24 protein-coding genes are annotated in these 22,925 nt (G+C 36.8%); 18 read left to right on the forward strand and 6 right to left on the reverse strand.

From position 1 onward, the window contains the following. The first annotated feature begins 174 nt into the window (after positions 1-174). From prfB to ftsX, 3 genes are all read left to right on the forward strand, one after another. A protein-coding gene (gene prfB / locus HOY35_RS00325) for a peptide chain release factor 2 (RefSeq protein ID WP_172210031.1) occupies positions 175-1,285 on the forward strand; the annotation gives its coding sequence in 2 pieces (ribosomal slippage) (positions 175-246 and positions 248-1,285; 1,110 coding nt in all). A gap of 98 nt (positions 1,286-1,383) precedes the next feature. Next, positions 1,384-2,076, forward strand: a complete 693-nt coding sequence (ftsE, locus tag HOY35_RS00330) for a cell division ATP-binding protein FtsE (protein WP_172210032.1) — start codon at positions 1,384-1,386, stop codon at positions 2,074-2,076. Next, on the forward strand, positions 2,069-3,016 hold the full coding sequence (ftsX, locus tag HOY35_RS00335; RefSeq protein ID WP_172210033.1) for a permease-like cell division protein FtsX: 948 nt from the start codon (positions 2,069-2,071) through the stop codon (positions 3,014-3,016). The genes ftsE and ftsX overlap by 8 nt, the downstream gene beginning before the upstream one ends. Before the next feature lie 109 nt (positions 3,017-3,125). On the opposite strand, the gene add is transcribed toward ftsX, so the two are convergent. From add to HOY35_RS00350, 3 genes are read right to left on the reverse strand one after another with little or no spacing between them, the layout of a single operon-like run. Then, a complete protein-coding gene (add, locus tag HOY35_RS00340) occupies positions 3,126-4,142 on the reverse strand; it encodes an adenosine deaminase (protein WP_172210034.1) in 1,017 nt (338 codons plus the stop codon). A 20-nt stretch (positions 4,143-4,162) separates the two neighbouring features. Next, the gene (locus HOY35_RS00345; RefSeq protein WP_172210035.1) at positions 4,163-4,615 is read right to left on the reverse strand and encodes a GNAT family N-acetyltransferase; all 453 of its coding nucleotides are present in this window, start codon (positions 4,613-4,615) and stop codon (positions 4,163-4,165) included. Positions 4,616-4,630: 15 nt separating this feature from the next. After that, a complete protein-coding gene (locus tag HOY35_RS00350) occupies positions 4,631-5,437 on the reverse strand; it encodes a Cof-type HAD-IIB family hydrolase (protein ID WP_172210036.1) in 807 nt (268 codons plus the stop codon). A gap of 184 nt (positions 5,438-5,621) precedes the next feature. Between HOY35_RS00350 and HOY35_RS00355 the strand changes: the two genes are divergently transcribed. Together HOY35_RS00355 and trxB are read left to right on the forward strand one after the other, a co-directional pair. Next, positions 5,622-5,852 carry a DUF4059 family protein gene (locus HOY35_RS00355; protein WP_172210037.1) on the forward strand — a complete coding sequence of 77 codons (231 nt, stop codon included), beginning with the start codon at positions 5,622-5,624 and terminating at the stop codon, positions 5,850-5,852. Positions 5,853-5,952: 100 nt separating this feature from the next. Further along, positions 5,953-6,867 carry a thioredoxin-disulfide reductase gene (gene trxB / locus HOY35_RS00360; RefSeq protein ID WP_172210038.1) on the forward strand — a complete coding sequence of 305 codons (915 nt, stop codon included), beginning with the start codon at positions 5,953-5,955 and terminating at the stop codon, positions 6,865-6,867. A 61-nt stretch (positions 6,868-6,928) separates the two neighbouring features. Here the strand turns inward: trxB and HOY35_RS00365 are convergent, their stop codons facing one another. After that, entirely contained in the window at positions 6,929-7,693 is a 765-nt protein-coding gene (locus HOY35_RS00365) for an exodeoxyribonuclease III (protein ID WP_172210039.1), read from the reverse strand. Positions 7,694-7,793: 100 nt separating this feature from the next. On the opposite strand from HOY35_RS00365, the gene HOY35_RS00370 reads away from it, so the two are divergent. The 11 genes from HOY35_RS00370 to recN all read left to right on the forward strand — a co-directional run bounded on the left by HOY35_RS00370 (position 7,794) and on the right by recN (position 17,725). Then, entirely contained in the window at positions 7,794-8,858 is a 1,065-nt protein-coding gene (locus HOY35_RS00370; RefSeq protein ID WP_172210040.1) for a Xaa-Pro peptidase family protein, read from the forward strand. A gap of 133 nt (positions 8,859-8,991) precedes the next feature. Further along, entirely contained in the window at positions 8,992-9,549 is a 558-nt protein-coding gene (efp, locus tag HOY35_RS00375) for an elongation factor P (RefSeq protein WP_172210041.1), read from the forward strand. A gap of 236 nt (positions 9,550-9,785) precedes the next feature. Then, positions 9,786-10,202, forward strand: a complete 417-nt coding sequence (locus HOY35_RS00380) for an Asp23/Gls24 family envelope stress response protein (protein WP_172210042.1) — start codon at positions 9,786-9,788, stop codon at positions 10,200-10,202. After that, a complete protein-coding gene (gene nusB, locus HOY35_RS00385) occupies positions 10,195-10,617 on the forward strand; it encodes a transcription antitermination factor NusB (protein WP_172210043.1) in 423 nt (140 codons plus the stop codon). The genes HOY35_RS00380 and nusB overlap by 8 nt, the downstream gene beginning before the upstream one ends. Before the next feature lie 86 nt (positions 10,618-10,703). Then, a complete protein-coding gene (locus tag HOY35_RS00390; RefSeq protein ID WP_172210044.1) occupies positions 10,704-11,552 on the forward strand; it encodes a bifunctional methylenetetrahydrofolate dehydrogenase/methenyltetrahydrofolate cyclohydrolase in 849 nt (282 codons plus the stop codon). Between the two features lie 327 nt (positions 11,553-11,879). Continuing rightward, positions 11,880-13,223 carry an exodeoxyribonuclease VII large subunit gene (xseA, locus tag HOY35_RS00395; protein WP_172210045.1) on the forward strand — a complete coding sequence of 448 codons (1,344 nt, stop codon included), beginning with the start codon at positions 11,880-11,882 and terminating at the stop codon, positions 13,221-13,223. Continuing rightward, entirely contained in the window at positions 13,224-13,451 is a 228-nt protein-coding gene (locus tag HOY35_RS00400; protein ID WP_172210046.1) for an exodeoxyribonuclease VII small subunit, read from the forward strand. It begins immediately after the preceding gene. Further along, positions 13,444-14,310, forward strand: a complete 867-nt coding sequence (locus HOY35_RS00405; protein ID WP_172210047.1) for a polyprenyl synthetase family protein — start codon at positions 13,444-13,446, stop codon at positions 14,308-14,310. Before HOY35_RS00400 ends, HOY35_RS00405 begins: the two co-directional genes overlap by 8 nt. After that, entirely contained in the window at positions 14,307-15,119 is an 813-nt protein-coding gene (locus HOY35_RS00410) for a TlyA family RNA methyltransferase (RefSeq protein WP_172210048.1), read from the forward strand. The genes HOY35_RS00405 and HOY35_RS00410 overlap by 4 nt, the downstream gene beginning before the upstream one ends. Before the next feature lie 72 nt (positions 15,120-15,191). Then, complete coding sequence (locus HOY35_RS00415; protein ID WP_172210049.1) at positions 15,192-15,635, forward strand: arginine repressor; 444 nt, start codon at positions 15,192-15,194, stop codon at positions 15,633-15,635. Positions 15,636-16,060: 425 nt separating this feature from the next. Continuing rightward, the gene (recN, locus tag HOY35_RS00420) at positions 16,061-17,725 is read left to right on the forward strand and encodes a DNA repair protein RecN (protein ID WP_172210050.1); all 1,665 of its coding nucleotides are present in this window, start codon (positions 16,061-16,063) and stop codon (positions 17,723-17,725) included. 944 nt (positions 17,726-18,669) lie between these two features. Here the strand turns inward: recN and HOY35_RS00425 are convergent. Continuing rightward, positions 18,670-19,161 carry a VanZ family protein gene (locus HOY35_RS00425; RefSeq protein WP_349627486.1) on the reverse strand — a complete coding sequence of 164 codons (492 nt, stop codon included), beginning with the start codon at positions 19,159-19,161 and terminating at the stop codon, positions 18,670-18,672. Next, positions 19,158-19,949 (reverse strand): DUF1189 domain-containing protein, encoded by a 792-nt coding sequence (locus HOY35_RS00430; RefSeq protein ID WP_172210052.1) that lies wholly within the window; start codon positions 19,947-19,949, stop codon positions 19,158-19,160. The genes HOY35_RS00425 and HOY35_RS00430 overlap by 4 nt, the downstream gene beginning before the upstream one ends. 215 nt (positions 19,950-20,164) lie before the next feature. On the opposite strand from HOY35_RS00430, the gene HOY35_RS00435 reads away from it, so the two are divergent. Both HOY35_RS00435 and HOY35_RS00440 read left to right on the forward strand, forming a co-directional pair. Further along, positions 20,165-20,773: a superoxide dismutase gene (locus tag HOY35_RS00435; protein WP_172210053.1), complete on the forward strand. Its 609-nt coding sequence runs from the start codon at positions 20,165-20,167 to the stop codon at positions 20,771-20,773. Between the two features lie 138 nt (positions 20,774-20,911). Beyond that, complete coding sequence (locus HOY35_RS00440; RefSeq protein WP_172210054.1) at positions 20,912-22,858, forward strand: alpha-amylase family glycosyl hydrolase; 1,947 nt, start codon at positions 20,912-20,914, stop codon at positions 22,856-22,858. Positions 22,859-22,925: the final 67 nt, after the last annotated feature.

The following is a 22,925-nucleotide window of genomic DNA, read 5'->3' on the forward strand; positions in this document are numbered from 1 at the left end:
ATAATCTTAACTTTTAAAAATTGTGATGGACACTTAGCGCGCGATAGGGCTATCAATGTTTTTTGGAATTTTTATAAATTTGTCATTCTCAATTGAGCTTAAATTACTCTATAATGGGCTTCATTTTTGTGATAAAATAGCTAAAGATAATTAAATTTGAACGGAGTAATCATAATGGAAATCTCAGAAATTAGAAATACAATTGAAAAGGCTGATATAAGTATTCAATCTTTCAGGAGGTCTCTTTGACTTAGATGATTTAGAGGCACAAATTGCCAATTTGGATGATCAAATGAGTCAGGGCGACTTTTGGAATGACAATGAAGCTGCGCAAAAGGTGATTGATGAAAGTAATGCTTTGAAAGCGCAATATGATTCCTTTCGCCTATTGGAGCATCAATATGAGGATGTCACAATTTTATTTGATATGTTGCAAGATGAGGCAGATAGTGAAGTTGAAGCAGAATTGATTCAGGCGCTTAATGATTTGATGTCAGAAATTGAAAAATATGAATTGGCAATGCTTTTAAGTGAGCCATATGATCACAACAATGCCATTTTAGAAATCCATCCTGGTGCTGGTGGTACTGAATCGCAGGACTGGGGTTCAATGCTCTTGAGGATGTATCAGCGATGGGCAGACAAGCATCAGTTTTCGGTAGAAACCTTGGATTATCAGGTAGGTGATGAAGCAGGTATCAAGTCGGTAACTTTATTAATTAAAGGCTATAATGCGTATGGCTATCTGCGTTCTGAGAAGGGCGTTCATCGCTTAGTCAGAATCTCACCCTTTGATTCGGCGAATCGTAGGCATACTTCGTTTGCCTCGGTAGATTTAATGCCAGAATTAGATGATGATGTTGATGTAGACATTAATCCGGATGATTTAAAGGTAGATGTTTTTCGTGCAAGTGGTGCTGGTGGTCAGCATATTAATAAAACTTCTTCAGCAATTCGGATTACCCATTTGCCTACAGGAATTGTTGTCTCTTCACAGGCACAGCGCTCACAGTTTCAAAATAGAAATCAGGCCATGTCAATGCTCAAGGCAAAATTATATCAGCTTGAGCTGGATAAAAAAGCGGCTGAAGCGGCCAGCCTAAGAGGTGAACAATTAGATATCGCATGGGGGAGTCAGATTCGCTCTTATGTCTTTCATCCATATTCGATGGTTAAGGATCATCGAACCAATTATGAGGTTGGTAATACCCAAGCAGTTATGGATGGTGATTTGGATGGATTTATTGATGCCTATCTGAAATGGCAAATTGCAAACAAAATTTAATCTTTGCCTTGAAATCGTTAAATAATTGAGAATTAATAATATTTGAATTGTGTTAGAATGAGTAGAAGTATGTCTATATTGCTTGATCAGGAGGAATAATGGGAATAATTGAATTAAATAACGTTCAAAAGAAGTATTCGAATGGTACGACAGCCTTGAGAAATGTCACAATTAGTATTGAACAAGGTGAGTTTACATATGTTGTTGGTCCTTCGGGAGCGGGGAAATCGACTTTTATCCGTTTGCTTTATCGTGAGGCAAAGGCAGATAAGGGTACCGTTTCAGTTGCAGGTCATAATTTGGGGAAAATAAAAAATAAAGAAGTGCCGTATTTACGACGTGAAGTTGGCGTAGTCTTTCAGGACTATAAATTACTTGCCAAGAAAACGGTCTATGAAAATGTAGCTTATGCCATGCAGGTTATTGGCAAACGACCAAGAGAAGTAAAAAAACGTGTTCTTGAGGTTTTGGATTTAGTTGGCCTAAAGCATAAAGTGAGAATGTTCCCGAGTGAATTATCTGGTGGTGAGCAGCAGCGTGTTGCTATTGCTCGTGCAATTGTTAATACGCCAAAGGTTTTAATTGCTGATGAACCAACGGGAAATTTAGATCCAGAAAATTCTTGGGAAATTATGAATCTTTTGGAACGAATTAATTTACAAGGTACAACGATTTTAATGGCGACACATAATTCACAAATCGTGAATACATTACGTCATCGCGTGATAGCGATTGAAAATGGCCGAATTGTTCGAGACCAGAAGGAAGGAGAATACGGCTACGATGATTAGAAACTTTTTTAGGCATATACTTGAATCATTTAAAAGCTTAAAGCGTAACGGCTGGATGACTTTAGCTTCCACCTCAGCGGTAACGATTACCTTGATTTTAGTAGGTGCATTTTTATCAGTTATTCAAAATACCGCCAAGCTAGCTTCGGATATTGAAAATAATGTAACAGTAACGGTATTTGTCAATGTTGGTTTTGACGACAATAGTAAGACAATTAAAGATGATGAGGGAAAAGACATTGATAATCCTAATTATCATAAATTGAAAGATGCGCTTGAAAAGCTCGATGATGTTGAGACGGTTACTTTCTCTAGTAAGAACGATCAGTTAGAGAAAATTATTGATGTCATGGGTTCTTCCTTCCAATTATTTAGCGGAGATGCCAACCCTTTATACGACGTTTACGAGGTTAGTGCAACTTCACCTCAAAAGGTGAAATCAGTTGCCAAAGCGGCACAGTTTAATGGTAATGAAGAATTAAAAGCGATGGTCAATAAGGTTGATTATGGTGGCGACAACTCTGATAAGGTATTAAGTATTGCAACTGCTGTTAGAACGTGGGGACTTTTGGCTACGATTTTACTTTTATTTGTTGCAATGTTCTTGATTTCCAATACAATCAGAATTACGATTTTATCACGTCAAAGAGAGATTTCAATCATGCGATTAGTTGGTGCTAAAAACGGTTATATTCGTTGGCCTTTCTTCCTTGAAGGTGCTTGGATTGGTATTCTAGGTGCGATTATTCCTTCTATTTTGGTTGTTTGGCTGTATCGGGTTGTTTATGAGGGACTTAATCCACAGATGATTCAGAGCCATCTATCTCTTATCCCGCCAAATGAATTTGTGCCATTAGTCATTGGTATGATGTTCGCTGTGGGGATTGTTATTGGCTCACTTGGTTCAATTGTTTCAATGCGTAAATTCTTAAAAGTATGATTAATTAAAAATGCGATTAGCCTTTTTTGGCTAATCGCATTTTTTAGGTCGAGTTTATGCACACATTGCTCAGCTCATAGCCAGAGATAAGTAAAAGCGATGTAGACTTTTAATTTGTATTTTCAAGATAGGGTCGATAGATTTGTTCTATTTCCTTAATTAGTATTTTTTTTAATTCATCAGATGCAAAGGAATATTGAACAGCGTTAGAGGTGACCTCTAGCATTTGTTTGATAGTTAATTGACAGTATTGTGCTAATTTTAAAAATTCTTGAGTTAGATTAGTGTTTGAGACTGTTCGATTATCCGTATTAATGCAGCAATTAATATGATTTGCTAAGAAAAATTGAAGTGGATAATGCTGCCAATCTTCAATCGCATCTGTTTGAATATTACTTGTTGGACAAAGCTCAAGTAATATGTTGTTTTGCTGACAAATTGACATCGCCTTTGGGTTATCCTTTATGGCGACACCATGACCAATTCGTTTCGCACCGAGATGAATTGCTTCTATTACGTTGTGGCTACAGCCACATTCACCAGAATGTAGAGTGACCTCTAACCCATTTTGGAGAGCTTTTTGGACAATGGGTGCTATTTTTTGATTGTCTACCTTTGCTTCATCGCCTGCAAAGTCAAAGCCAACCACCCTCTTTTCATGTAAAGTTTTTAGCTCAGCTAACAGTGACAAGTTAAGCGCATCAGAATGATTTCTCATTGCACAAATTAATAAATTAACATGAATATTATTTTCTTTTTGTGCTAAGGTGATGCCTGAGCAAACGGCGTTAATGACTTCAATGACAGATAGACCTTGCTCAAGATGAAGTAAGGGTGCAAAGCGCAGCTCTAGGTAACGCACGTTTTCTTGCGCAGCAGCTTGGATTGTGGCAAGCGTAGCAATTTCAATGCTTTCAGTAGTTTGTAACATTTTTAAAATAACATCAAAGCTTTCAAGGTATTCTGCTAAATCATGACATTTTTCTGGCGCCTGAATTTTTGCAAATTGCTGTTGGTTGATTTTAGCCTTAACAGCTAATTCTTGTAAGGTTTTGACTGGCACTGAACCGTCGAGATGGCAATGCAATTCAGCTTTTGGGAGTGATTTAATTAAATTTTCATTCATAACTGCTCCTTTTAATCCTTCTATTTTGCGAGCTGTTTTTGCAAATAACGCATATCCTTGAGCTGAATCCCGTTTTCAATAATCGGATGATCGTAGTTTTCAAGGAAAAAATTGGGTACGAGATGGGCAAGCTGATAACCACATTTTTGATAAAAAATTAAATTATCACTACCCTCTCCAGTACCAACAAGGAGTTTTTTAGCTGTTTTTAGATAATATTGTTCAAGATAGTTTAAAATGGCCTTACCATATCCTTGCCCTTGCCAGTCAGGCTTAATTGCCAAATTTTTTATTTCATATGTTTCATAATCAATTGATAAAACAACTGCAACGCCAACGAGTTTATCGTCTTGATAAAAGGCAAAAAGTGTACCATCTTTAAGATATTGGTTGATTAACGAGCTTTGTTCATCACCCAATAGAAGTAATGGCATAAATGCTGCTTTATTTGAGTGGATGATTTTAGCCTTCATTTTACTGCTCCTATCTTAGTCTAATATTCTTTTCAAAGTTTTCGCCATTCCGTCTTGGTTATTATCCCAATTTGTTTCAAGATTAGCGATTGCTTTAAGTCTCGGATTTGCATTTTTTAAAGCAATTCCTAAGCCAGCGTATTCAATCATTTCTAGGTCATTTAATTCATCACCAAAAGCAATGACATCAGTCTGAGCAATTTTAAAATAATCAGCTATCAGCTTTAAGCCTGTCGCCTTATTGACATTTTTAGGAATGATTTCCAAAATTTTATTAGGACCGCCCCAAGGGTTGATATTCAGTCGATTTTCAAAATAGAAATTAAGGTCTTGCGAAAAGCGCTGCTTGTCTAGCACTGAGGTTTGGATTAAGACAGCCTGTGGATTAGTTGTTAATTTTTTAAGCTCTAGCTGAAAACGTTCGTCTAACGAATCTCGACCAAAAACAGCTGCATGTGCATTATCTAAATGATTGATAAAAAATTTCTTTCGATATTCAGCGGCTACAAAATCTAATTGAAAGTCCTTTTGATTGATAACAAGACTGCGAACATCCTTCTTATCAATATCGAAGCTCAAATCCTTGAAGCGATTATCAGTTGGATGATGCGTTAAGGCACCATTGAAATTCACCATTGGTGTTTTGAGCATCAGCTGATTATAATATTCGATCGCCATTCGGTATGGTCTACCAGTAGCAATCACAACGATATGACCATCTTGAATGGCTTGTTGCACTATTTTTTTTGTATAATCGGTAATTTCACCTGCTTGGTTCAGAGTTGTACCGTCTAAATCAAGGGCAATTAGCTTTCTATTCATAATTTCTCCAAAAAACCTATAAATTAGTAAATTCAATTCAGGGACTACTTTATTTATAACAATTTTCATGAGATAATACAAATTGCGTATTATCAGAATTATAAATAAAAAGCCTTAAATTTTGGCAAAAGATAATTTCTTATTATTTAGAAAGTAAGTGATGAAGGATGAAGAGGGTGAATAGATGAAGTTATTGATTGAGCTTTATATCAAAGGCTTAATAACGGTTTCAATCATAGAATTAATCATAATTTTTCTTTATTTACTTATTGTCTTCATCAATGGACACTTAAAAAGACGAAGCTTTCAAAAGTTAGTGATTGAATTAATTTTGATTTTTTTATCAACTGTCCCAATCTTGTCCTTTGCTTATATAGCAGTGATAATGATGATGAAAGCAAGTAGTCTGAGTTAGACTGGCGGAAATACGATAAGCAAATTATTTTATGAATTGTTTATTAAGGCGTAGAATTAGCTTACTGGATAATTAAACGATTAGAAATGGAGATATAATAATGTATGATGTAGTTGTTATTGGTGCTGGTCCTGCTGGTATGACAGCGGCACTTTATTCGGCACGTAGTGAATTAAAGACGTTACTCTTGGAAAGAGGTGCGCCTGGTGGTCAAATGAATAATACCGCCGAGGTAGAAAACTATCCTGGCTTTGATAATATTTTAGGGCCTGATTTGGCATACAAAATGTATGAGCCATTAGAAAGATTTGGCGTTGAAAATGCTTATGGCTATGTTACAGAAGTTGTCGATCAAGGTGCGACGAAGTTAATTAAGACAGAAGATGATACCTTTGAGGCGAAATCAATAATAATCGCAACAGGTGCTTCTCATCGTCATCTTGAAGTGCCAGGAGAAGAGGCGTACGCTGGACGTGGTGTTAGCTACTGTGCGGTCTGTGATGGCGCTTTTTTTAAGGGAAAAGCGCTGATTGTTGTTGGTGGCGGTGATTCTGCTGTTGAAGAAGCAATCTATTTAACCCGTTTTGCGTCAAAGGTGACGATTGTGCACCGACGTGACGAATTACGTGCCCAAAAAATCATTCAGGAGCGCGCATTTAAAAATGAAAAGATTGAATTTATTTGGGATTCCGTTGTTGAAGCAATTAATGGCGATGATAAATCAGTAACAGGTGTGACAGTAAAAAACATTAAAACTGATCAGGTCTCGGAAGTCGTTGCAGGAGGCGTCTTTATTTATGTTGGCCTAGATCCAATTACTGAGCCATTCACTCATTTAGGCATCACAGATGCTGCCGGTTGGATTATGACAGACTCTGATACAAAGACCAGCATACCAGGTATCTTCGCTTGTGGTGATGTTCGGGCGAAGGATTTACGTCAGATTACGACTGCGGTGGGCGAAGGCGGTACCTCTGGTTTTCAGGTTTACAAATATTTACAGGAACAAGAATAGATAAAAAGGTAGGACTGCCGGCGGGCTGCTCTACCTTTTTAATTATTAATTATCAATTATTTTAGCTGATGTCTAATTCAAGGAGAACAGGGCAGTGATCACTGCCTAAAACATCTGCTAATATTTCAGCTTTTTGGATTTTATCATTCAGCTTGTTATCAATAAGCCAATAATCAATGCGCCACCCAGCATTATTTGCCCGCGCATTAAATCGATAGCTCCACCAAGAGTACGCCCCTTCTAAGTCAGGATGGCAATAGCGGAAGGTATCGGTGAAGCCAGCATCAAGCAAAGTACCAAATTTACCACGCTCTTCGGGTGTAAAGCCAGCATTTTTTTGATTGGTTTTCCAATTTTTTAAGTCAATATTTTGGTGGGCAACGTTTAGATCACCACAAAGCACAACATGCTTTTGTTTTTTTAAATTGATTAAATAATCCTTAAAGGCATCCTCCCAGGCCATCCGATAATCGAGCCGAGTCAGCTCACGTTGTGCATTTGGTGTATAAACGTTAACAAGATAAAAATCAGGATATTCTAAAGTGATTACGCGACCTTCATTATCGAAATCAACTAGATTGATACCATAACTAACACTTAAGGGCTCGGATTTAGTGAAAATTGCTGTTCCAGAATAGCCCTTTTTTTGTGCATAATTCCAGTATTCAAAATAATCTGCCAAGTCAAGCGGTGATTGTCCAGCTTGAAGCTTTGTTTCTTGAATACAGAAAAAATCAGGATTTAAAGTGTTAACGATTTCACTAAAGCTTGGGCTCTTTTTTTCGACTGCCCTTAGTCCGTTGACATTCCAGCTAATAAATTTCATTGATATTCTCCATTGTTAATATAATTTTATGATTACTTAGAACAGTTTAAGTGTTAAACTAATGATAGTTTAACAATCTTTTCTTAAAAAGGGGGTAAATATGCAAACATTAATTGAAAAAATGCGTCAAAAAATGAAGAATAGTGGATTAGATGCCATTTTGATTCAGAATTTAAAAAATGTTTTTTATTTAACAGGCTTTACTGGCACAAATGGGACGGTTTTATTGACGCCAGATGATAATATTTTTATTACGGATTCTAGGTATACTGAACAAGCGACTAAACAAATCAAGGGTTATACAATTTCAGAGAATCGTAATATTTACGAAGTAATTGAAATGTTTTTAGGTACAGCTATTGAATTTACAATTGGCTTTGAGGATACAATTAGCTATCGAGATTATTTACGCTTGGAGGAGCTACCGTTAAATTTAACGCCCTTGGAGCAAAGTAACTTTGTAGAAGAATTACGTGAAATTAAAACACCTGGGGAAATTGAAATCATACGGCAAGCCTGTGCGATTAGTGATCACGCCTTTTCTAAGCTTTTAGATTTTATTCAAATTGGCAAGACAGAATTAGAACTCGCTAATTTTTTAGACTTTGAGATGCGTAAGCTTGGGGCTTCAGGTCTTTCATTTGATACCATTGTTGCGAGTGGTGTTCGTTCGGCAATGCCGCATGGTGTCGCTAGCCAAAAGAAAATTGAAACAGGTGATGTCATTACCTTTGATTTTGGCTGTTATTATGAAAATTATGTGAGTGATATGACACGAACAATCGTCATCAATCAAGCCTCAGACGAGGTAAAAGCCGTTTATCAGACTGTATTGTCCGCTAATCAGGCTGTTTTAAAGCAAGCGAAAGCAGGGATTAGCTATGGCAATTATGACCGTTTTGCACGTTCAATAATTGAAGAGGCTGGTTATGGGGATTACTTTACGCACAGTATCGGTCATGGCATTGGTATTGATATACACGAAGAGCCTTTTTTCGCTAATCGAGAATTGAAGCTGATTGAAAACCAAGTAATCACTGATGAACCTGGCATTTATCTACCAAATCAATTTGGTGTCCGGATTGAAGATGATTTAGTGGTGACTCAAACGGGTGTTTCTATTTTAACGCACGCACCTAAAGAATTGATTGTCTTGAAAAAATAAGTTTTGCACGTGATTATAGTCAGAAAAAATAGCGATTTCCGTGCTTTCATGGTAAAATGTTAGAGAAACAATTTTGTCATTTTTGTGTTTGAATATAGGGCAAAATAAAAATTAGTGGAGGAATTTTAAGTTAATGATTAATATTAATGATTTGAAAATTGGTATGACAATTGAAGTTGATGGCGGGTTATGGAAAGTATTAGATTTTCAGCATCATAAGCCAGGCAAGGGCAATACTATTGTTCGGACTAAGCTAAAAAATATGCGTACCGGCGCGGTTCAGGAAAAACGTTTTAATGCAGGAATTAAGGTTCAAAAAGCAATGGTTGATACCAAAAAAATGCAATATTTATATGCTGATGGTGAAAATCATGTTTTCATGGACTTAGATAATTACGAACAGATTGAAATTCCATCAGTTCAAATTAAAGATGAGCTTCAATATTTATTAGAAAATATGGAAGTTTCAGTTGTGATGTTTGAATCAGAAATTTTAGGTGTTAACTTACCAACAACTGTGGAGCTAGTTGTTGCAGAAACTGAACCAAATATCAAGGGAGACACCTCCTCTGGTGGCTCAAAACCAGCAATTATGGAAACGGGCTTAACGGTACAGGTACCATTTTTTGTCAATGCTGGTGATAAATTAATCATTAATACTCAAGATGGTTCATATTCTTCAAGAGCATAGAGAAAAAAATTGGAAACATCTGACATTGGTGGTCAGTAATTGAGCTAAAATATGCTTAGTGAGGTGCTATATTTAATAGCTTATTAGCCCGATCTCAAGCTAATATTTTTCTTCAGAAATGCAACTAAGTAATTAAAAAATTGCCCGTTTTGTATATTTTGAAAAAAATATTTCCTGCTCGTTCACAATTGTTAGAAAGATTTGTTTCGGCTTTTTAGAGATAGAAAGGAAATCAAATGAGCGAAGAAAAAATTATAGAAACGCAGGAATTAGGAGAGGTAGTTATTGCTCCTGAGGTTATTGAAATCATTATTGGAATTGCAACCTCAAAAATTAAAGGCGTTTATGCGATGCAGGGTAATCTTGCTTCTAATATTGCTGAAAAATTAGGTCGTTCTTCACACAGTAAGGGTGTTTATTTAAAAAATAATGACGATGGCTCTGTCAATGCGGATTTATATGTTTATTTAGATTATGGGGTTTCAGTGCCAAAGGTGGCAATGGCAATTCAAGATAAGGTTAAACACCAAGTATATGATATGACGGGCTTAAATCTTAAAGAGGTCAATATTCACATCGTTTCGGTGATTCCTGAAAAATTTACTCAGGCAGATTTATCTGAATTATTTGATGAGGATGAGTTGAATGGCTAAATTATCACGTCATGAAATTCGGATTAAAGCGATGCAAGTCTTATTTATGCAAGATTTCGATGAGGGTTTATCTAAGGAGCAGGCTATTTCAGATGTTTTTGATTTAGATGAGAACTTAGTTGCTGAAAATACTTTAACACCGGCTTACTTAGATCAGTTGGTCTCAGGTGTGATTGCGCATCAAGCGGAAATTGAAGCAGAGATTGGCAAGTATTTAAAGGCAGGCTGGACAATTGGTCGATTGACTAAAGTTGATCGAATCGTTTTAAGTATTGCTGTTTTTGAAATTAAGTATACAGAGGAGACACCAGCAAAGGTTGCAATTAATGAAGCGATTGAGCTGGCAAAGGACTTCGGAGAAGCACAATCGGCCAATTTTATTAATGGTGTTCTGAAACAGGTTATTAATGAATAATAATCGTTATAAAAATAATTCATGAAAACCACAGCAGACTTTACTGTGGTTTTCTTTTATAAAAAAGATGAATGTGAGGAGAAAAAGTGATTATTGATGGCAAAGCATTAGCAGATCAAAAAGCAATCGAATTGAAGGCGAAGGTTTCAGAGTTAAAGGCGATAGGGATCACCCCCGGTTTAGTTGTTATTTTAGTGGGCGAAGATTCAGCAAGTCAAGTTTATGTACGAAATAAAGAACGACGTGCAAATGATGCAGGCTTTTTATCAACAGTTGTTCGTTTGCCAGAGACAACCACACAAGCAGAGCTATTAGCCATTATTGAGCAGTATAATCACGATACTCGCTATCATGGTATTTTGGTTCAGCTCCCAGTACCCAAGCAGATTGATGCCGATAAGGTTTTACTTGCAATTAAACCAGAAAAGGATGTAGATGGTTTTCATCCAATGAACGTTGGTCTGTTAAATGTTGGCAATCCGTTAATGATTCCTTCAACTCCAGCTGGTATTATGGAAATGCTTAAAGCATATCAAGTCGATTTAAGTGGTAAAAATGCTGTTGTAATCGGTAGGTCTAATATTGTTGGCAAGCCGATTGCTCAGCTGCTACTGGCTGCCAACGCTACTGTGACCTTAGCACATTCACGTACCAAAAATTTAGCAGAGATTGCCAGACAGGCTGATATTTTAGTTGTTGCGATTGGACAGGGACATTTTGTAACGAAAGAATTTGTTAAAGAAGGTGCAGTTGTCATTGATGTTGGTATGAACCGTGATGAGAATGGTAAATTAATCGGTGATGTCAAGTTTGATGAGATTGAACCGATTGCTAGTCTAATAACCCCCGTTCCTGGTGGAGTCGGTCCAATGACGATTACAATGCTAATGGAACAAACCTTTGACGCCGCAAAAAAAGCTGAGATGGCTGATTAGGCATACTAGAACGGTAAATCAGGATTTTTGAGATAAAGGAAACTTTCGGCTTTAGTCGTTAGTTGACTTATCGAAAAAAATATTGGTTTCGGGAGAGTATTGCCTAGCCATTGAAGCTAGAATATGTCAAAAGTGAAGTTTCATTAGCGTGGGTCCCATCAAATATTGATATTTGATGGGAAAAGGAGAGACTACGAAGCGATAATTAAAGTGAAGCTTTATTGGCATGGACTTTGTTTGTGCATTTTCAGAAGTATAGATAAAAATTGGATATATTAATATACTTAATTATCAATTAAATTCATTATTATATAGAAAGGAACTTAGATGGAATATTTATCAGTCACGACCTTGACTAAATATTTAAAGGCCAAATTTGATCGTGATCCATACTTAGAGACTGTCTATTTAACTGGTGAAATTAGCAATTTTCGGAAACGGCCAACTCATCAATATTTCTCCTTAAAGGATGATGGGGCGGTAATTAATGCCACAATGTTTGCAGGTAAGTTTAGACAGCTAAAATTTCAACCTGAGAATGGTATGAAGGTTTTAGTTGTTGGTCGTTTGACTTTATATGAAAAAAGTGGTCAATATCAAATTGTTTTAGAGGAGATGATTCCTGATGGTGTTGGCGCTTTATTCCTACAGTTTAATCAGCTCAAGGCGCAGCTTAGTAAAGCGGGATTATTTCAAGAACAGTTTAAACAGGCGATTCCTGCATTTCCTAAGGTGATTGGTGTGATTACATCACCAAGCGGTGCAGTCATTCGAGATATTATTACCACCGTCGAGCGACGTTTTCCATTAGCAAAAATTTTATTATTTCCAACAAAAGTCCAAGGCGTAGGCGCAAAGGAAGAAATCGTTAAAAATATTCAGCGAGCAAATCAGATGTCAGAGATTGATGTTTTGATTGTTGGTCGTGGTGGTGGTTCGATTGAGGACTTGTGGGCATTTAATGAAGAATCGGTGGTTCGAGCTATTTTTGAATCAAAATTACCGATTATTTCTTCAGTAGGGCATGAAACGGATACTACTCTAGCGGATTTTGTGAGTGACCGCCGTGCTGCAACACCAACAGCAGCAGCAGAGATTGCGACACCAAATATGATTGAATTAATCAATTTACTTCAGCGACAGGATCAGCGCTTAACGAAGGTGCTTCAAAATCAAATTAGTCAGTATCGATTAAGGGCTAATCAGCTGGCACAATCAGTTATTTTTAGACAACCGATGCGTCTGTATGATGGACATTTGCAAAAGGTTGATTATCTGAGTGAAAAATTGACAAGTGCCTTAAAGGAAAGACTGAACCAGCAATATCAAATGACTGAACGAATCCTTAATCGCTTAGCACACCAATCACCTGATCGAGCAATTAAACAATATCTGCAGACGCTAGCGATGCTTGAAAGGCAGCTAAATCAAGCAATGCGCGAATTAATTAGGCAAAAGCAAAATAAAGCAGCTAATGCGATTCAAGCGCTTGATCTATTATCACCATTAAAGGTGATGTTAAGAGGCTTTTCGATTACAGAAAATGAGACAGGTCAAGTGATTCGAAAGGCTGATGCTATTAACATAGGCGATCAAATGCTGACGAGGCTACCTGATGGCAAGCTGATTTCAATCGTTCAGGCTATTGAGAAGTCAAAGGAGGGAGAATAAATGGCAGAGGAAAAAACATTTGAACAATCATTAGAAGAATTAGAAGCAATTGTGAATCATTTAGAAAATGGCGATGTACCCTTAGAGGCTGCTTTAGCAGAGTATCAAAAAGGAATGGCTATTAGCAAAAAGCTTCAAGTGACTTTGAAAAATGCCGAAAAAACCTTAGCTAAAATAGTGACAGATACTGGCGATATTGTTGATTTTGAAGGGATTTCAAATGAATAACCAAGAGATTAAGGCTCAGATAGATCAAATACTTATAGCATTTTATCAGGAAGATGAGTCTTTATTAAGTGAGAGTATTTGCTACTCAATTCAAGCGGGTGGTAAGCGATTCAGACCAATTTTATTGGTTAAGATACTTGAGGGCTTGAATTTTAAAATCACGACTGATGTTTTAAAGGTTGGCGCAGCTCTTGAAATGATTCACACCTCATCTTTGATTCACGATGATTTACCGGCGATGGACAATGATGATTATAGACGAGGCATGCTGACAAACCATAAAAAGTTTGGTGAAGCAAATGCAATTTTAGCTGGTGATGCGTTATTGTTGGATCCATATCAGCTTTTATCAACTGTCGATTTTAAAGCTGACATAGTTGTTAAATTGATTTCGGCGCTAGCGAAGGCTAGTGGCTTTCGAGGTATGGTTGGCGGTCAATCTATTGATATTAATAGTGAGAATCAGACGATTTCTTACGAGCTTTTAAAAGAATTACACGCAAAAAAAACTGGCGCAATGATCGTTTTTCCTTTTATTGCAGCGGGAATTATTGCTGGTGTGCCAGAAAAAACGGCAAATCAGTTGCAAGAGCTAGGGGAACGAATTGGTTTGGCATTTCAAATTCGAGATGATATTATTGATGTTACGGAAAGCTTTGAAACGCTTGGAAAAACGCCACAAAAGGATATTGCTGAAAATAAGGCAACCTATGTCAGCCTTTTTGGATTGGAAAAAGCGAAGCAGCTACTAAGCGAGCAATTAGAACATTCAGAATTATTGCTTGGGGAAATAGTAGATTTTAATGCCAATAAAATTGAACCTATTATTAGTCAGTTAAAAATAAAGGATGAAACATGAAAAAAGAGCGGGTTGATGTACTGGCGTTTCAACAAGGACTATATGAAACTAGGGAAAAAGCGAAACGCGGGATTATGGCTGGACAGGTCTACGATCAAAATAATTTGCGTTTAGATAAAGCAGGTGAAAAAATATCGCTTGAGTCTATTCTGCATATTAAAGGCGAAAAATTAAAATATGTTTCAAGGGGGGGCTTAAAACTCGAGAAGGCTTTGACCTGTTTTGACATCATTCTTGATGCTAAAATTGTGATTGACATTGGTGCCTCGACGGGTGGCTTTACCGATGTGATGCTACAAAATGGTGCAAAGCTGAGCTATGCGGTTGATGTTGGTACCAATCAGCTTGCTTGGCGATTACGACAGGATGAGCGAGTGATTGTGATGGAGCAATACAATTTTCGCTATGCTAAGCTCACCGATTTCAAGCAAGGCTTACCAGAATTTGCGAGTATCGATGTTTCTTTTATCTCACTCGCTCTAATTTTACCAGCCTTATTACCATTGTTAACTGATGGCGGCGAAGCGATTGCACTCATCAAACCACAGTTTGAAGCAGGTCGTGCACAGATTGGAAAAAATGGGATTATCAAGGATTCCAAGGTGCATCTATCGGTTTTAGAGAAAACGATTGAAATGATTTTATCAATCGGCTTTTCGATAAAGGGTCTTGAATTTTCACCAATTACTGGTGGTCATGGTAATATTGAGTTTTTAGCCTATTTAAAAAAAGATGGACTGGCAGAGCTTAATCCGGCGATTAATCCAGCTGAGGTTGTTAAGCAGGCACATGATAATCTGCATCAATAAATTTTTGGCTTGAAAATTAAATAAGGCAAATAATTCGGGTTGACATACCCTTTAATCATAAGGAGATTAACAATGAAGAAAAGTGTTCGTCAAGAATTAATCGCCAATTTAATTCTGGAAAATGAGATTTCAACACAGGATGATTTAGCAAAAGCGATTAAAATCGCAACTGGTGTTGATGTGACGCAAGCGACCATCTCAAGAGATATTAAAGAATTGGCGCTTATTAAAATTGCTGGTGAGACGACCAATTTTAAATACAGTCTGCCACAGACTAATCTTTCAGACGGTAGTCATCGCTTAAAAAATTTAATTCAGTCATCGTTATTAGAAATTAAGACGCGTGAAGGGATTGTTGTGATCCGAACAATTCCAGGTAGTGCACTCGCTTTAAAACGCTTGATAAGAGAGCAATTTTCGGAGGATATTTTTAGTATTTTCGCGGATGATGATAGTATACTGATTACGCTTGAAGCTGGGATAGAGTCAATTACTTGGATTGCTTATTTAAAATAAAAAGTATTTAGGGGGCGTCCAAAAAATATAAGGGATTATATGAGTATTAATAATGAAAGTAAAACGCTTCGTTCGTTATATTATTTTAGTGTAGGCATAGTTTATCTTTTTTTACTGCACTAGGGCAATGCCTTCTTTTCTCGATATCATCGCTAGATTGTAAAGATAGTACGATTTTTTTGGTTAATTTGAACGAAGCTAGTGACTTTACCGATAATATTGATCGGCTGGTTATTTTATCAAGACAATCAGTTTGCGAATAAGCACATTCGAAAGTTTAGTTTGGCTTTATTTTTTATCAGTATGTTTTGCGTAGCGAGTTTTTTATCTTTATTTATATTGCCATTTATTATAATGCTTTTTCGAGATTTATGAAGTTATAAATCATTTAATTATATAGGATAATTATTTGAAATGAGGTGGATATGCTATTAGAATTGTCTATTAAAAATTTTGCGATTATTAAATCAGTTACGGTTCCATTTGAGGCTGGTATGACCGTCTTGACAGGTGAAACTGGCGCAGGAAAGTCGATTATCATTGATGCGATGAATTTATTGCTTGGTAGCCGTGCATCGAGTGATTTTATTCGTCACGGTGAAGATAAGGCTGAAATAGAGGGCCTATTTGCTATATCCTTGACCAATAAATTGGCTGATCAATTGTATTTATTAGGCATTGAATTAGACGAGGCCCAGTTAATTGTTAAACGAGAAATCTATCGAACCGGTCGCAGTATCTGTCGAATCAATGGTCATCTGGTTACGCTTACCAATTTAAAAGAAATTGGTGGTGCTTTGGTTGATGTTCATGGGCAACACGAGCATCAGGAGCTAATGCAGCAAGCGCATCATATTGAGCTGCTTGATCAATTTGGCAATCAGAACTTTAAAACGCTTAAATCAAATTATCAAACTATTTTTTATGACTATGCTAAGCTTCATAAACAGATGGTTGAACGGCAAAACAATCAGGTGAAGTTTAATCAAAGGTTGCACGAGTTAAAAGCTTCAATGGCTGAAATTGGCGCCGCAAATTTAGAGGTCGGAGAAGAAGAACTGCTTCGTAAAAAAAGATTACAATTACAGAATCAGCAAACGATCGTGCAGCAGTTACTGGAATCATTAAATATTTTACAAAATGAAGATTTTTCACCGAATGATCTTTTAGGACAGGTTGGCTCCAAATTGAATCAGCTCTCTGATTTTGATCCAGATTACCCTAAGCTGCTTGATCAAATTGCAATTCTTTCCGATGGCCTATCTGAAATTGCCAATCAGCTTGAAAATAAGCTCGATCAGTTTGATTATCAAGATGAATCGCTTGATGAAATAGAAGAGCGTTTAAGCTTAATTGGTCGACTTGAAAGACAATACGGGGAAACAATACCTGAAATATTGGATTATTATCAAGCAATTTCAGAGGAATACGACGAGCTTCAGGCAATTGAATTAGCTGATTCTGGGCTTCAAACCAAAGCCAAGGCATTAAAATCAGAATTAGTTAGTCAGGGTGATGCGCTAAATGTGGCACGACGGAAAATTGCCACCGCCTTAGAACAAGAAATCGAGCAGCAATTTAAAGAGTTATATTTGGAAAAAGCTAAATTTCAAGTCGTTTTCTCTAAGGCAAAATATTCAGTAAATGGCAATGAACGCGTTGAGTTCTTTGTTTCAATGAATCCAGGTGAAGGTTTTAAGCCACTTGCTAAAACGGCATCTGGCGGTGAATTATCAAGAATTATGCTTGCCTTAAAGGCTATTTTTACAAATGATACCCAGACAGCAATTGTATTTGATGAGGTGGACACAGGTGTTTCAGGGCGTGTTGCTCAGGCAATTGCGAATAAAATTCATAAAATTTCGGCATATTCACAGGTACTATGTATTTCTCATTTACCTCAGGTTGCCGCGATTGCTGATTTCCAGTATTTTATTGAAAAAGTGAGTGATGGTCACTCAACTGAAACACGTGTCAAGGTTTTGAGCTTTGAAGAACGAGTTAACGAGGTAGCGAGAATGTTAGCTGGTGAAACAGTAACAGAATTGACGCTTGAGCACGCAAAAGAGCTGTTAATGACTCAGCATTAATAAAAAAGGAGATGGAAAAAAAGACGTTTAACGACGTAAAATAGGGTGCTTTCTATCTCTGATTAAAGCTGTGAAAGATAGACGAGTCATTCGTTTATTCAGTCAGACGCTTTCTTTCTCACCGGATGACGTATCTATTTGAACAGTTTTGAGATAGAAAGCCCGCCAAAGCAAGCCGCTTACGTCATTTTTCTAAATTTCTACAACAACAAGGTGTTAAATCAACTCTCTCAGAAAAGTGCGGACAAGCTAGTCTTGCATTCATGCACTTTGGCGATTTGTGCCAAAGTGCAAGCCGTACTTGTATCGCTACTTTTCTAGTTGATTTAACCCATTCACGCTAAACGGTCGTTTACGCTTTTTAGACAATCTGGCTTCAATGACCAGTGTTTAGGAAATTAGAGAAAAAGTACGCACAAGCTAATCCAGCTTCAATGCCTAGAAATTTTCACATAAGTACACTCTGCGCTCGGGCAAAGTCTGCCTGAGTAAATAAACGCAGAGTTAGCTTATGTTTCAACTTTCTGAGCAAGGCATTTCAGCATTTTAGATAATCTAGCTTCAACGGCTTGAAAGTATCGGCATAAGCTGAAAAAATAATTCGCGGCAACAATTGAACTAAACTTTTAAAGCTCTCCTTGGTCGCTTATAAAAGTAAGTTCAATTGCATACCTTGCCGACTAACTGCCTCAAATTTCATTCTGAAATTCTCGGAGAGTAAGTCGTCATGGCAAAGAGCGCCTTTTACTATTTTTCAGTCTTATGCTCAACTTTCAAAGCAAGCCGTTTCAGCTTTTTAGACAGTATTCAGAAATTTGTCTATTTTCCTATGGCATTGACTAGTCGTTGCCGCATTGTTTCCTGTAAATTATGAAAAAACAAAATGGGTTGGGACAAAAGTCCCAACCCATTTTGTTTTTAATGCTTGTCATCTGCGCGCTTTTCTAACAGGTATGTTCAGTACTCTTTGTCATACCTTTTTTTATTAGTTTAAAAAGAAGAAAGCCTAGTAGGCCCCCAATTGTATTGAAAATTAAATCATCAATATCGACAATTCGATTGAGTTGTAGGGTGATATCAAGTATTCCCTGCCCAAGTTCAATCACAAAGCTGACGGTAAAGGCCAAAAGGAGTGCATTTTTTAAATTTTCATATTTAGGAAAAGCTATGGCAAAGAGCATCGTGAGTGGTATTGTCATCAAAATATTAAAAAAGCTTTGAAGAAATACCTTTTGATTTGTAAAGCTATAATAAACCGAGTTTAACGGTATTATTTGATACCAAAGCTGTCCGTTATTTTTTAAGTTTGGATAATTAAAATCGCCAAATTGTCCTGGATAAGCTTTAGCAGGCAGCCAGCAAAGCATTACCAGTGCAATAAAATAAAGACCGATTAATATTTCACGATGCTTATGAATCCAATTAAAGAGTATTATTTGTAATCAGTCCTTTTATTGATATGATAGTACAAAATACAGGTCATCAAGCTTTGGATAAATGTATAATCAAAGCTTGGAAAGATAAAGGCAAGCAAGGTAGTCAAAATAATTGGTGAGGTACTGCAGACTAATACTGATTTATATATTTGTCCGAAATACTGAATTTGATTTTTTGAAAATAGATTGACGATTTTGATGATTAATGCAACCATCAATGTCATATAAAGCAGATTAATTAGTGCTGGCAATAAAGCTACCAAATAGGTTACTAAAAACAGCCAGCCCGGTTTATGTAATCGATTGAAGGCTGCTTGAATCGATTTATTATTAAATGAACCTAAATCCTGATAGTCAATTGTAAGATGACTTGGTTGATCTAGATTTTCAGAAATATTACTTGACGGTAATATGATATGAATTTCATTTTGTCTAAGAATAATTGCTGTTGCTTGTCCTGAAGCATCTGTTTCAGCCTCGTTTAAATCACGCTGATTTTTAGGATCTAAAGTAACAATAAAGTAGTTAGTTTGGAAAATACTCGGCTCAGCCTCAGTCTGTAGCTGTCCGTCTTTAACCTCAAATTTAGGTAAACGGTTGCTAATGGTTTGTGCGTCACTAATCAAATTATCGGAGAATGTCCAAAAATCTGTAGTAATTGTGATTGCTAATGTAAACATTAGTAAAAAGAAATAGACAATTGTTTTATTCCAGCTTAAAAGGCTAGCTTTTTTGAGTTTAGGTAAATCGGTAAATGAATATTTAAATAGGTTTATTATATCAGCCATAAATCTGCCTCCATATCGCATTATAGCATAGAAATTTTACATAATAACCATGAATTAAAATTAATGGCAGAGAATTAATTTAGGTATAAAAAGTAACGCATATTATTTGCTAAAGAAGGCTTGGGTTAGTATGATAATAATATAACAGTTGGAACTGTTGACAATAAAAAAACGTGCAAAATAATGCATGCTACAGACAATAGGAGGAATTATAAATGAGCTATACTTTACCAGAATTACCTTATGCATATGACGCTTTGGAACCTTTCTTCGATGTAGAAACAATGCACTTGCATCATGATAAGCATCATCAAACTTATGTCACTAATTTAAATGCAGCCATTGAAAAGCATCCTGAATTAGGTGAAAAAACCGTTGAGGAATTAGTAGCAGATTTAGCAAATGTACCTGCAGATATTAAAACTGCAGTTCAAAATAATGGTGGTGGGCATGCTAACCACTCATTTTTCTGGGAAATTTTAGCACCAAATGCTGGTGGCGCACCTACTGGAGAAATTGGCGATGCGATTGCTAAAACGTTTGGTAGCTTTGAAACCTTTAAAGAAGAATTTAAGACTGCAGCAACTGGTCGTTTTGGCTCAGGCTGGGCTTGGCTAGTCGTTAGTGGTGGTGAATTAAAGGTAACTTCTACAGCTAATCAAGATTCTCCATTGTCTGATGGTGACACACCTGTTTTAGGCTTAGATGTTTGGGAGCATGCATACTACTTGAAATACAAAAATGTTCGTCCTGATTATATTGCAGCTTTCTTTGAATTAGTAAACTGGGATAAAGTTAACGAATTGTATGCAGCAGCAAAATAATTAATTAAAGATAGATGAAAAAAGGCTTGAAGTGGCTACTTCGAGCCTTTTTTTGTTTGATCATCATTAACTCAATTTCCTAGAACTGTGATATGATGAGGTTAGTAATTACAGGGTAAAAAAAGAGGGAGGTTCGTTATGAAAAAATGGCAAATATTACGACGTGATCCATGGCTAGAGCCTTATAGTGATGTTATTGATGATCGCATGAAGCGCTTTGAGTATACAAAGCAACGCCTACTACAGCCTGATCAAAGCCTATCTGATTTTGCAAATGGAAAGCGCTTTTTTGGATTTAATCAGGAAGCTGATTATTGGCTGTTTCGTGAATGGGCGCCTAATGCTGAAAAAATGGCTTTAATTGGTGATTTTAATCAATGGGATGAGACTAAACATCCACTTAAGCCACTCGCTTTCGGACAATGGGAGTTGCGTGTATCAGGTGAACTACCTGAGCTTAGTAAGGTGAAACTACGAATTTGGGCAAACGGACAGGTATTTGATCGAATTCCGAGCTATATTGAATACGCTGTTCAGGAAAAAAATCAGTCAAGCTTTGTTGGTGTGATTTGGCAGTCACATTATGAATGGCAAAATCAGGCACCCACTCGACCGTTGGATCCTTTGATTTATGAAACACATATTGGCATTTCAAGTGAGGAAGGTAAGATAAATAGCTATGGTGAATTTGCACGGAATATTTTGCCTATTATTGCTAGAGATGGCTACAATACAATTCAAATTATGGCAGTTATGGAACACCCGCTTTATGCTTCGTTTGGCTATCAAGTCTCAAATTTTTTTGCACCGTCTTCAAGATTTGGAACACCAGATGATTTAAAAGCGCTAATTGACTCGGCGCATGGTCTTGGATTAACGGTGCTCTTAGACGTGGTTCATTCACACGCAGTTTCAAATGTTGGCGAAGGGTTGAATTTATTTGATGGTTCAGAAGATCAATATTTTCATGCAGGTCATGCAGGTAATCATCCCACTTGGGGGACAAAACTGTTTAATTATGGCAAAACGGAGGTTATTCATTTTCTTTTATCTAATTTAAAATATTGGCTAGATGAATTTCACTTTGATGGCTTTCGTTTTGATGGGGTCACTAGCATGCTTTATGATCATCATGGCTTGGGAGTTGCCTTTGATAATTATCAAAAGTATTTTGATGGTGCGGCGGATTTAGATGCCATTACCTATTTGCAGCTAGCAACGGCACTTATTCATCAGGTTAATCCAGAAGCAATTATTATCTCCGAGGATATGTCAGCAATGCCTGGGATGGCCTTACCTATTTCAGAAGGTGGCCTTGGCTTTGATTATCGCTTGAGCATGGGGGTGCCAGACTATTGGATTAAGCTATTAAAAAATGTTCGAGACGAGGATTGGAATTTACATCAGCTATGGCATGAGTTGACAACGAGAAGAGCCGGCGAAAAAAATATTGGCTATGTTGAAAGTCACGATCAAGCTTTGGTTGGTGATAAAACAATTATGTTCCGTTTAGCTGATGCAGAAATGTATACTCATATGAGTATTGCTTCACAGAGCTTAATTATTGACCGAGCGATTGCTTTGCATAAGCTCATTCGTTTGGTTACCTTCTCTTTAGCAGGTGAAGGCTACCTAAATTTTATGGGCAATGAATTTGGACATCCAGAATGGTTAGATTTTCCAAGAGCAGGCAATAATGATTCATATCATTATGCGAGACGTCAGTGGCATTTAGCAGCTCAAAAGGATTTAAAATATCAGTTTTTATTAGCTTTTGATCAAGCGATGATTAAACTAGATCGATGCTATCAATTCTTAACAGCTTCAACAATCGAACGTTACATTCAAGAGAATCAAAAAATATTAGCTTATCAAAGAGGGAAGCTGTTATTCGTTTTTAATTTCCATCCAACAGAGGCTGCCTCTCTTAGCTTGAAAACGATGACCTCACCTAAATTTATTTTAGATAGTGATGAAGGTCAATTTGGTGGCTTTGGCCCAAGAAATCATTTTGAATATATTGAGATAGACGAAACGGTCAATTTTTATTTAGTGCCAAGAACAGCAATGATTGTTGAAGTATAATCATTCAAAAATGGCTAGTGCAAAATTAAAGTTTTTTTGATATGATTGTAAAAGTGAACATTTCATT

The sequence above is a fragment of the Enterococcus sp. MMGLQ5-1 genome (genome assembly GCF_013155265.1).
In the GTDB taxonomy this organism is placed as follows: Bacteria; Bacillota; Bacilli; order Lactobacillales; family Streptococcaceae; genus MMGLQ5-1.

Excerpts from the sequence above, each read along its gene's own strand:
- HOY35_RS00405 (WP_172210047.1), top strand. The coding sequence starts at position 13,444 with ATGAATAACCAAGAGATTAAGGCTCAGATAGATCAAATACTTATAGCA.
- HOY35_RS00370 (WP_172210040.1), top strand. The coding sequence starts at position 7,794 with ATGCAAACATTAATTGAAAAAATGCGTCAAAAAATGAAGAATAGTGGA.
- HOY35_RS00440 (WP_172210054.1), top strand. The coding sequence starts at position 20,912 with ATGAAAAAATGGCAAATATTACGACGTGATCCATGGCTAGAGCCTTAT.
- HOY35_RS00355 (WP_172210037.1), top strand. The coding sequence starts at position 5,622 with ATGAAGTTATTGATTGAGCTTTATATCAAAGGCTTAATAACGGTTTCA.
- HOY35_RS00350 (WP_172210036.1), bottom strand. The coding sequence starts at position 5,437 with ATGAATAGAAAGCTAATTGCCCTTGATTTAGACGGTACAACTCTGAAC.
- xseA (WP_172210045.1), top strand. The coding sequence starts at position 11,880 with ATGGAATATTTATCAGTCACGACCTTGACTAAATATTTAAAGGCCAAA.
- ftsX (WP_172210033.1), top strand. The coding sequence starts at position 2,069 with ATGATTAGAAACTTTTTTAGGCATATACTTGAATCATTTAAAAGCTTA.
- recN (WP_172210050.1), top strand. The coding sequence starts at position 16,061 with ATGCTATTAGAATTGTCTATTAAAAATTTTGCGATTATTAAATCAGTT.
- HOY35_RS00410 (WP_172210048.1), top strand. The coding sequence starts at position 14,307 with ATGAAAAAAGAGCGGGTTGATGTACTGGCGTTTCAACAAGGACTATAT.
- nusB (WP_172210043.1), top strand. The coding sequence starts at position 10,195 with ATGGCTAAATTATCACGTCATGAAATTCGGATTAAAGCGATGCAAGTC.
- HOY35_RS00380 (WP_172210042.1), top strand. The coding sequence starts at position 9,786 with ATGAGCGAAGAAAAAATTATAGAAACGCAGGAATTAGGAGAGGTAGTT.
- HOY35_RS00435 (WP_172210053.1), top strand. The coding sequence starts at position 20,165 with ATGAGCTATACTTTACCAGAATTACCTTATGCATATGACGCTTTGGAA.
- trxB (WP_172210038.1), top strand. The coding sequence starts at position 5,953 with ATGTATGATGTAGTTGTTATTGGTGCTGGTCCTGCTGGTATGACAGCG.
- HOY35_RS00345 (WP_172210035.1), bottom strand. The coding sequence starts at position 4,615 with ATGAAGGCTAAAATCATCCACTCAAATAAAGCAGCATTTATGCCATTA.
- efp (WP_172210041.1), top strand. The coding sequence starts at position 8,992 with ATGATTAATATTAATGATTTGAAAATTGGTATGACAATTGAAGTTGAT.
- HOY35_RS00415 (WP_172210049.1), top strand. The coding sequence starts at position 15,192 with ATGAAGAAAAGTGTTCGTCAAGAATTAATCGCCAATTTAATTCTGGAA.
- ftsE (WP_172210032.1), top strand. The coding sequence starts at position 1,384 with ATGGGAATAATTGAATTAAATAACGTTCAAAAGAAGTATTCGAATGGT.
- add (WP_172210034.1), bottom strand. The coding sequence starts at position 4,142 with ATGAATGAAAATTTAATTAAATCACTCCCAAAAGCTGAATTGCATTGC.
- HOY35_RS00400 (WP_172210046.1), top strand. The coding sequence starts at position 13,224 with ATGGCAGAGGAAAAAACATTTGAACAATCATTAGAAGAATTAGAAGCA.
- HOY35_RS00430 (WP_172210052.1), bottom strand. The coding sequence starts at position 19,949 with ATGGCTGATATAATAAACCTATTTAAATATTCATTTACCGATTTACCT.
- HOY35_RS00365 (WP_172210039.1), bottom strand. The coding sequence starts at position 7,693 with ATGAAATTTATTAGCTGGAATGTCAACGGACTAAGGGCAGTCGAAAAA.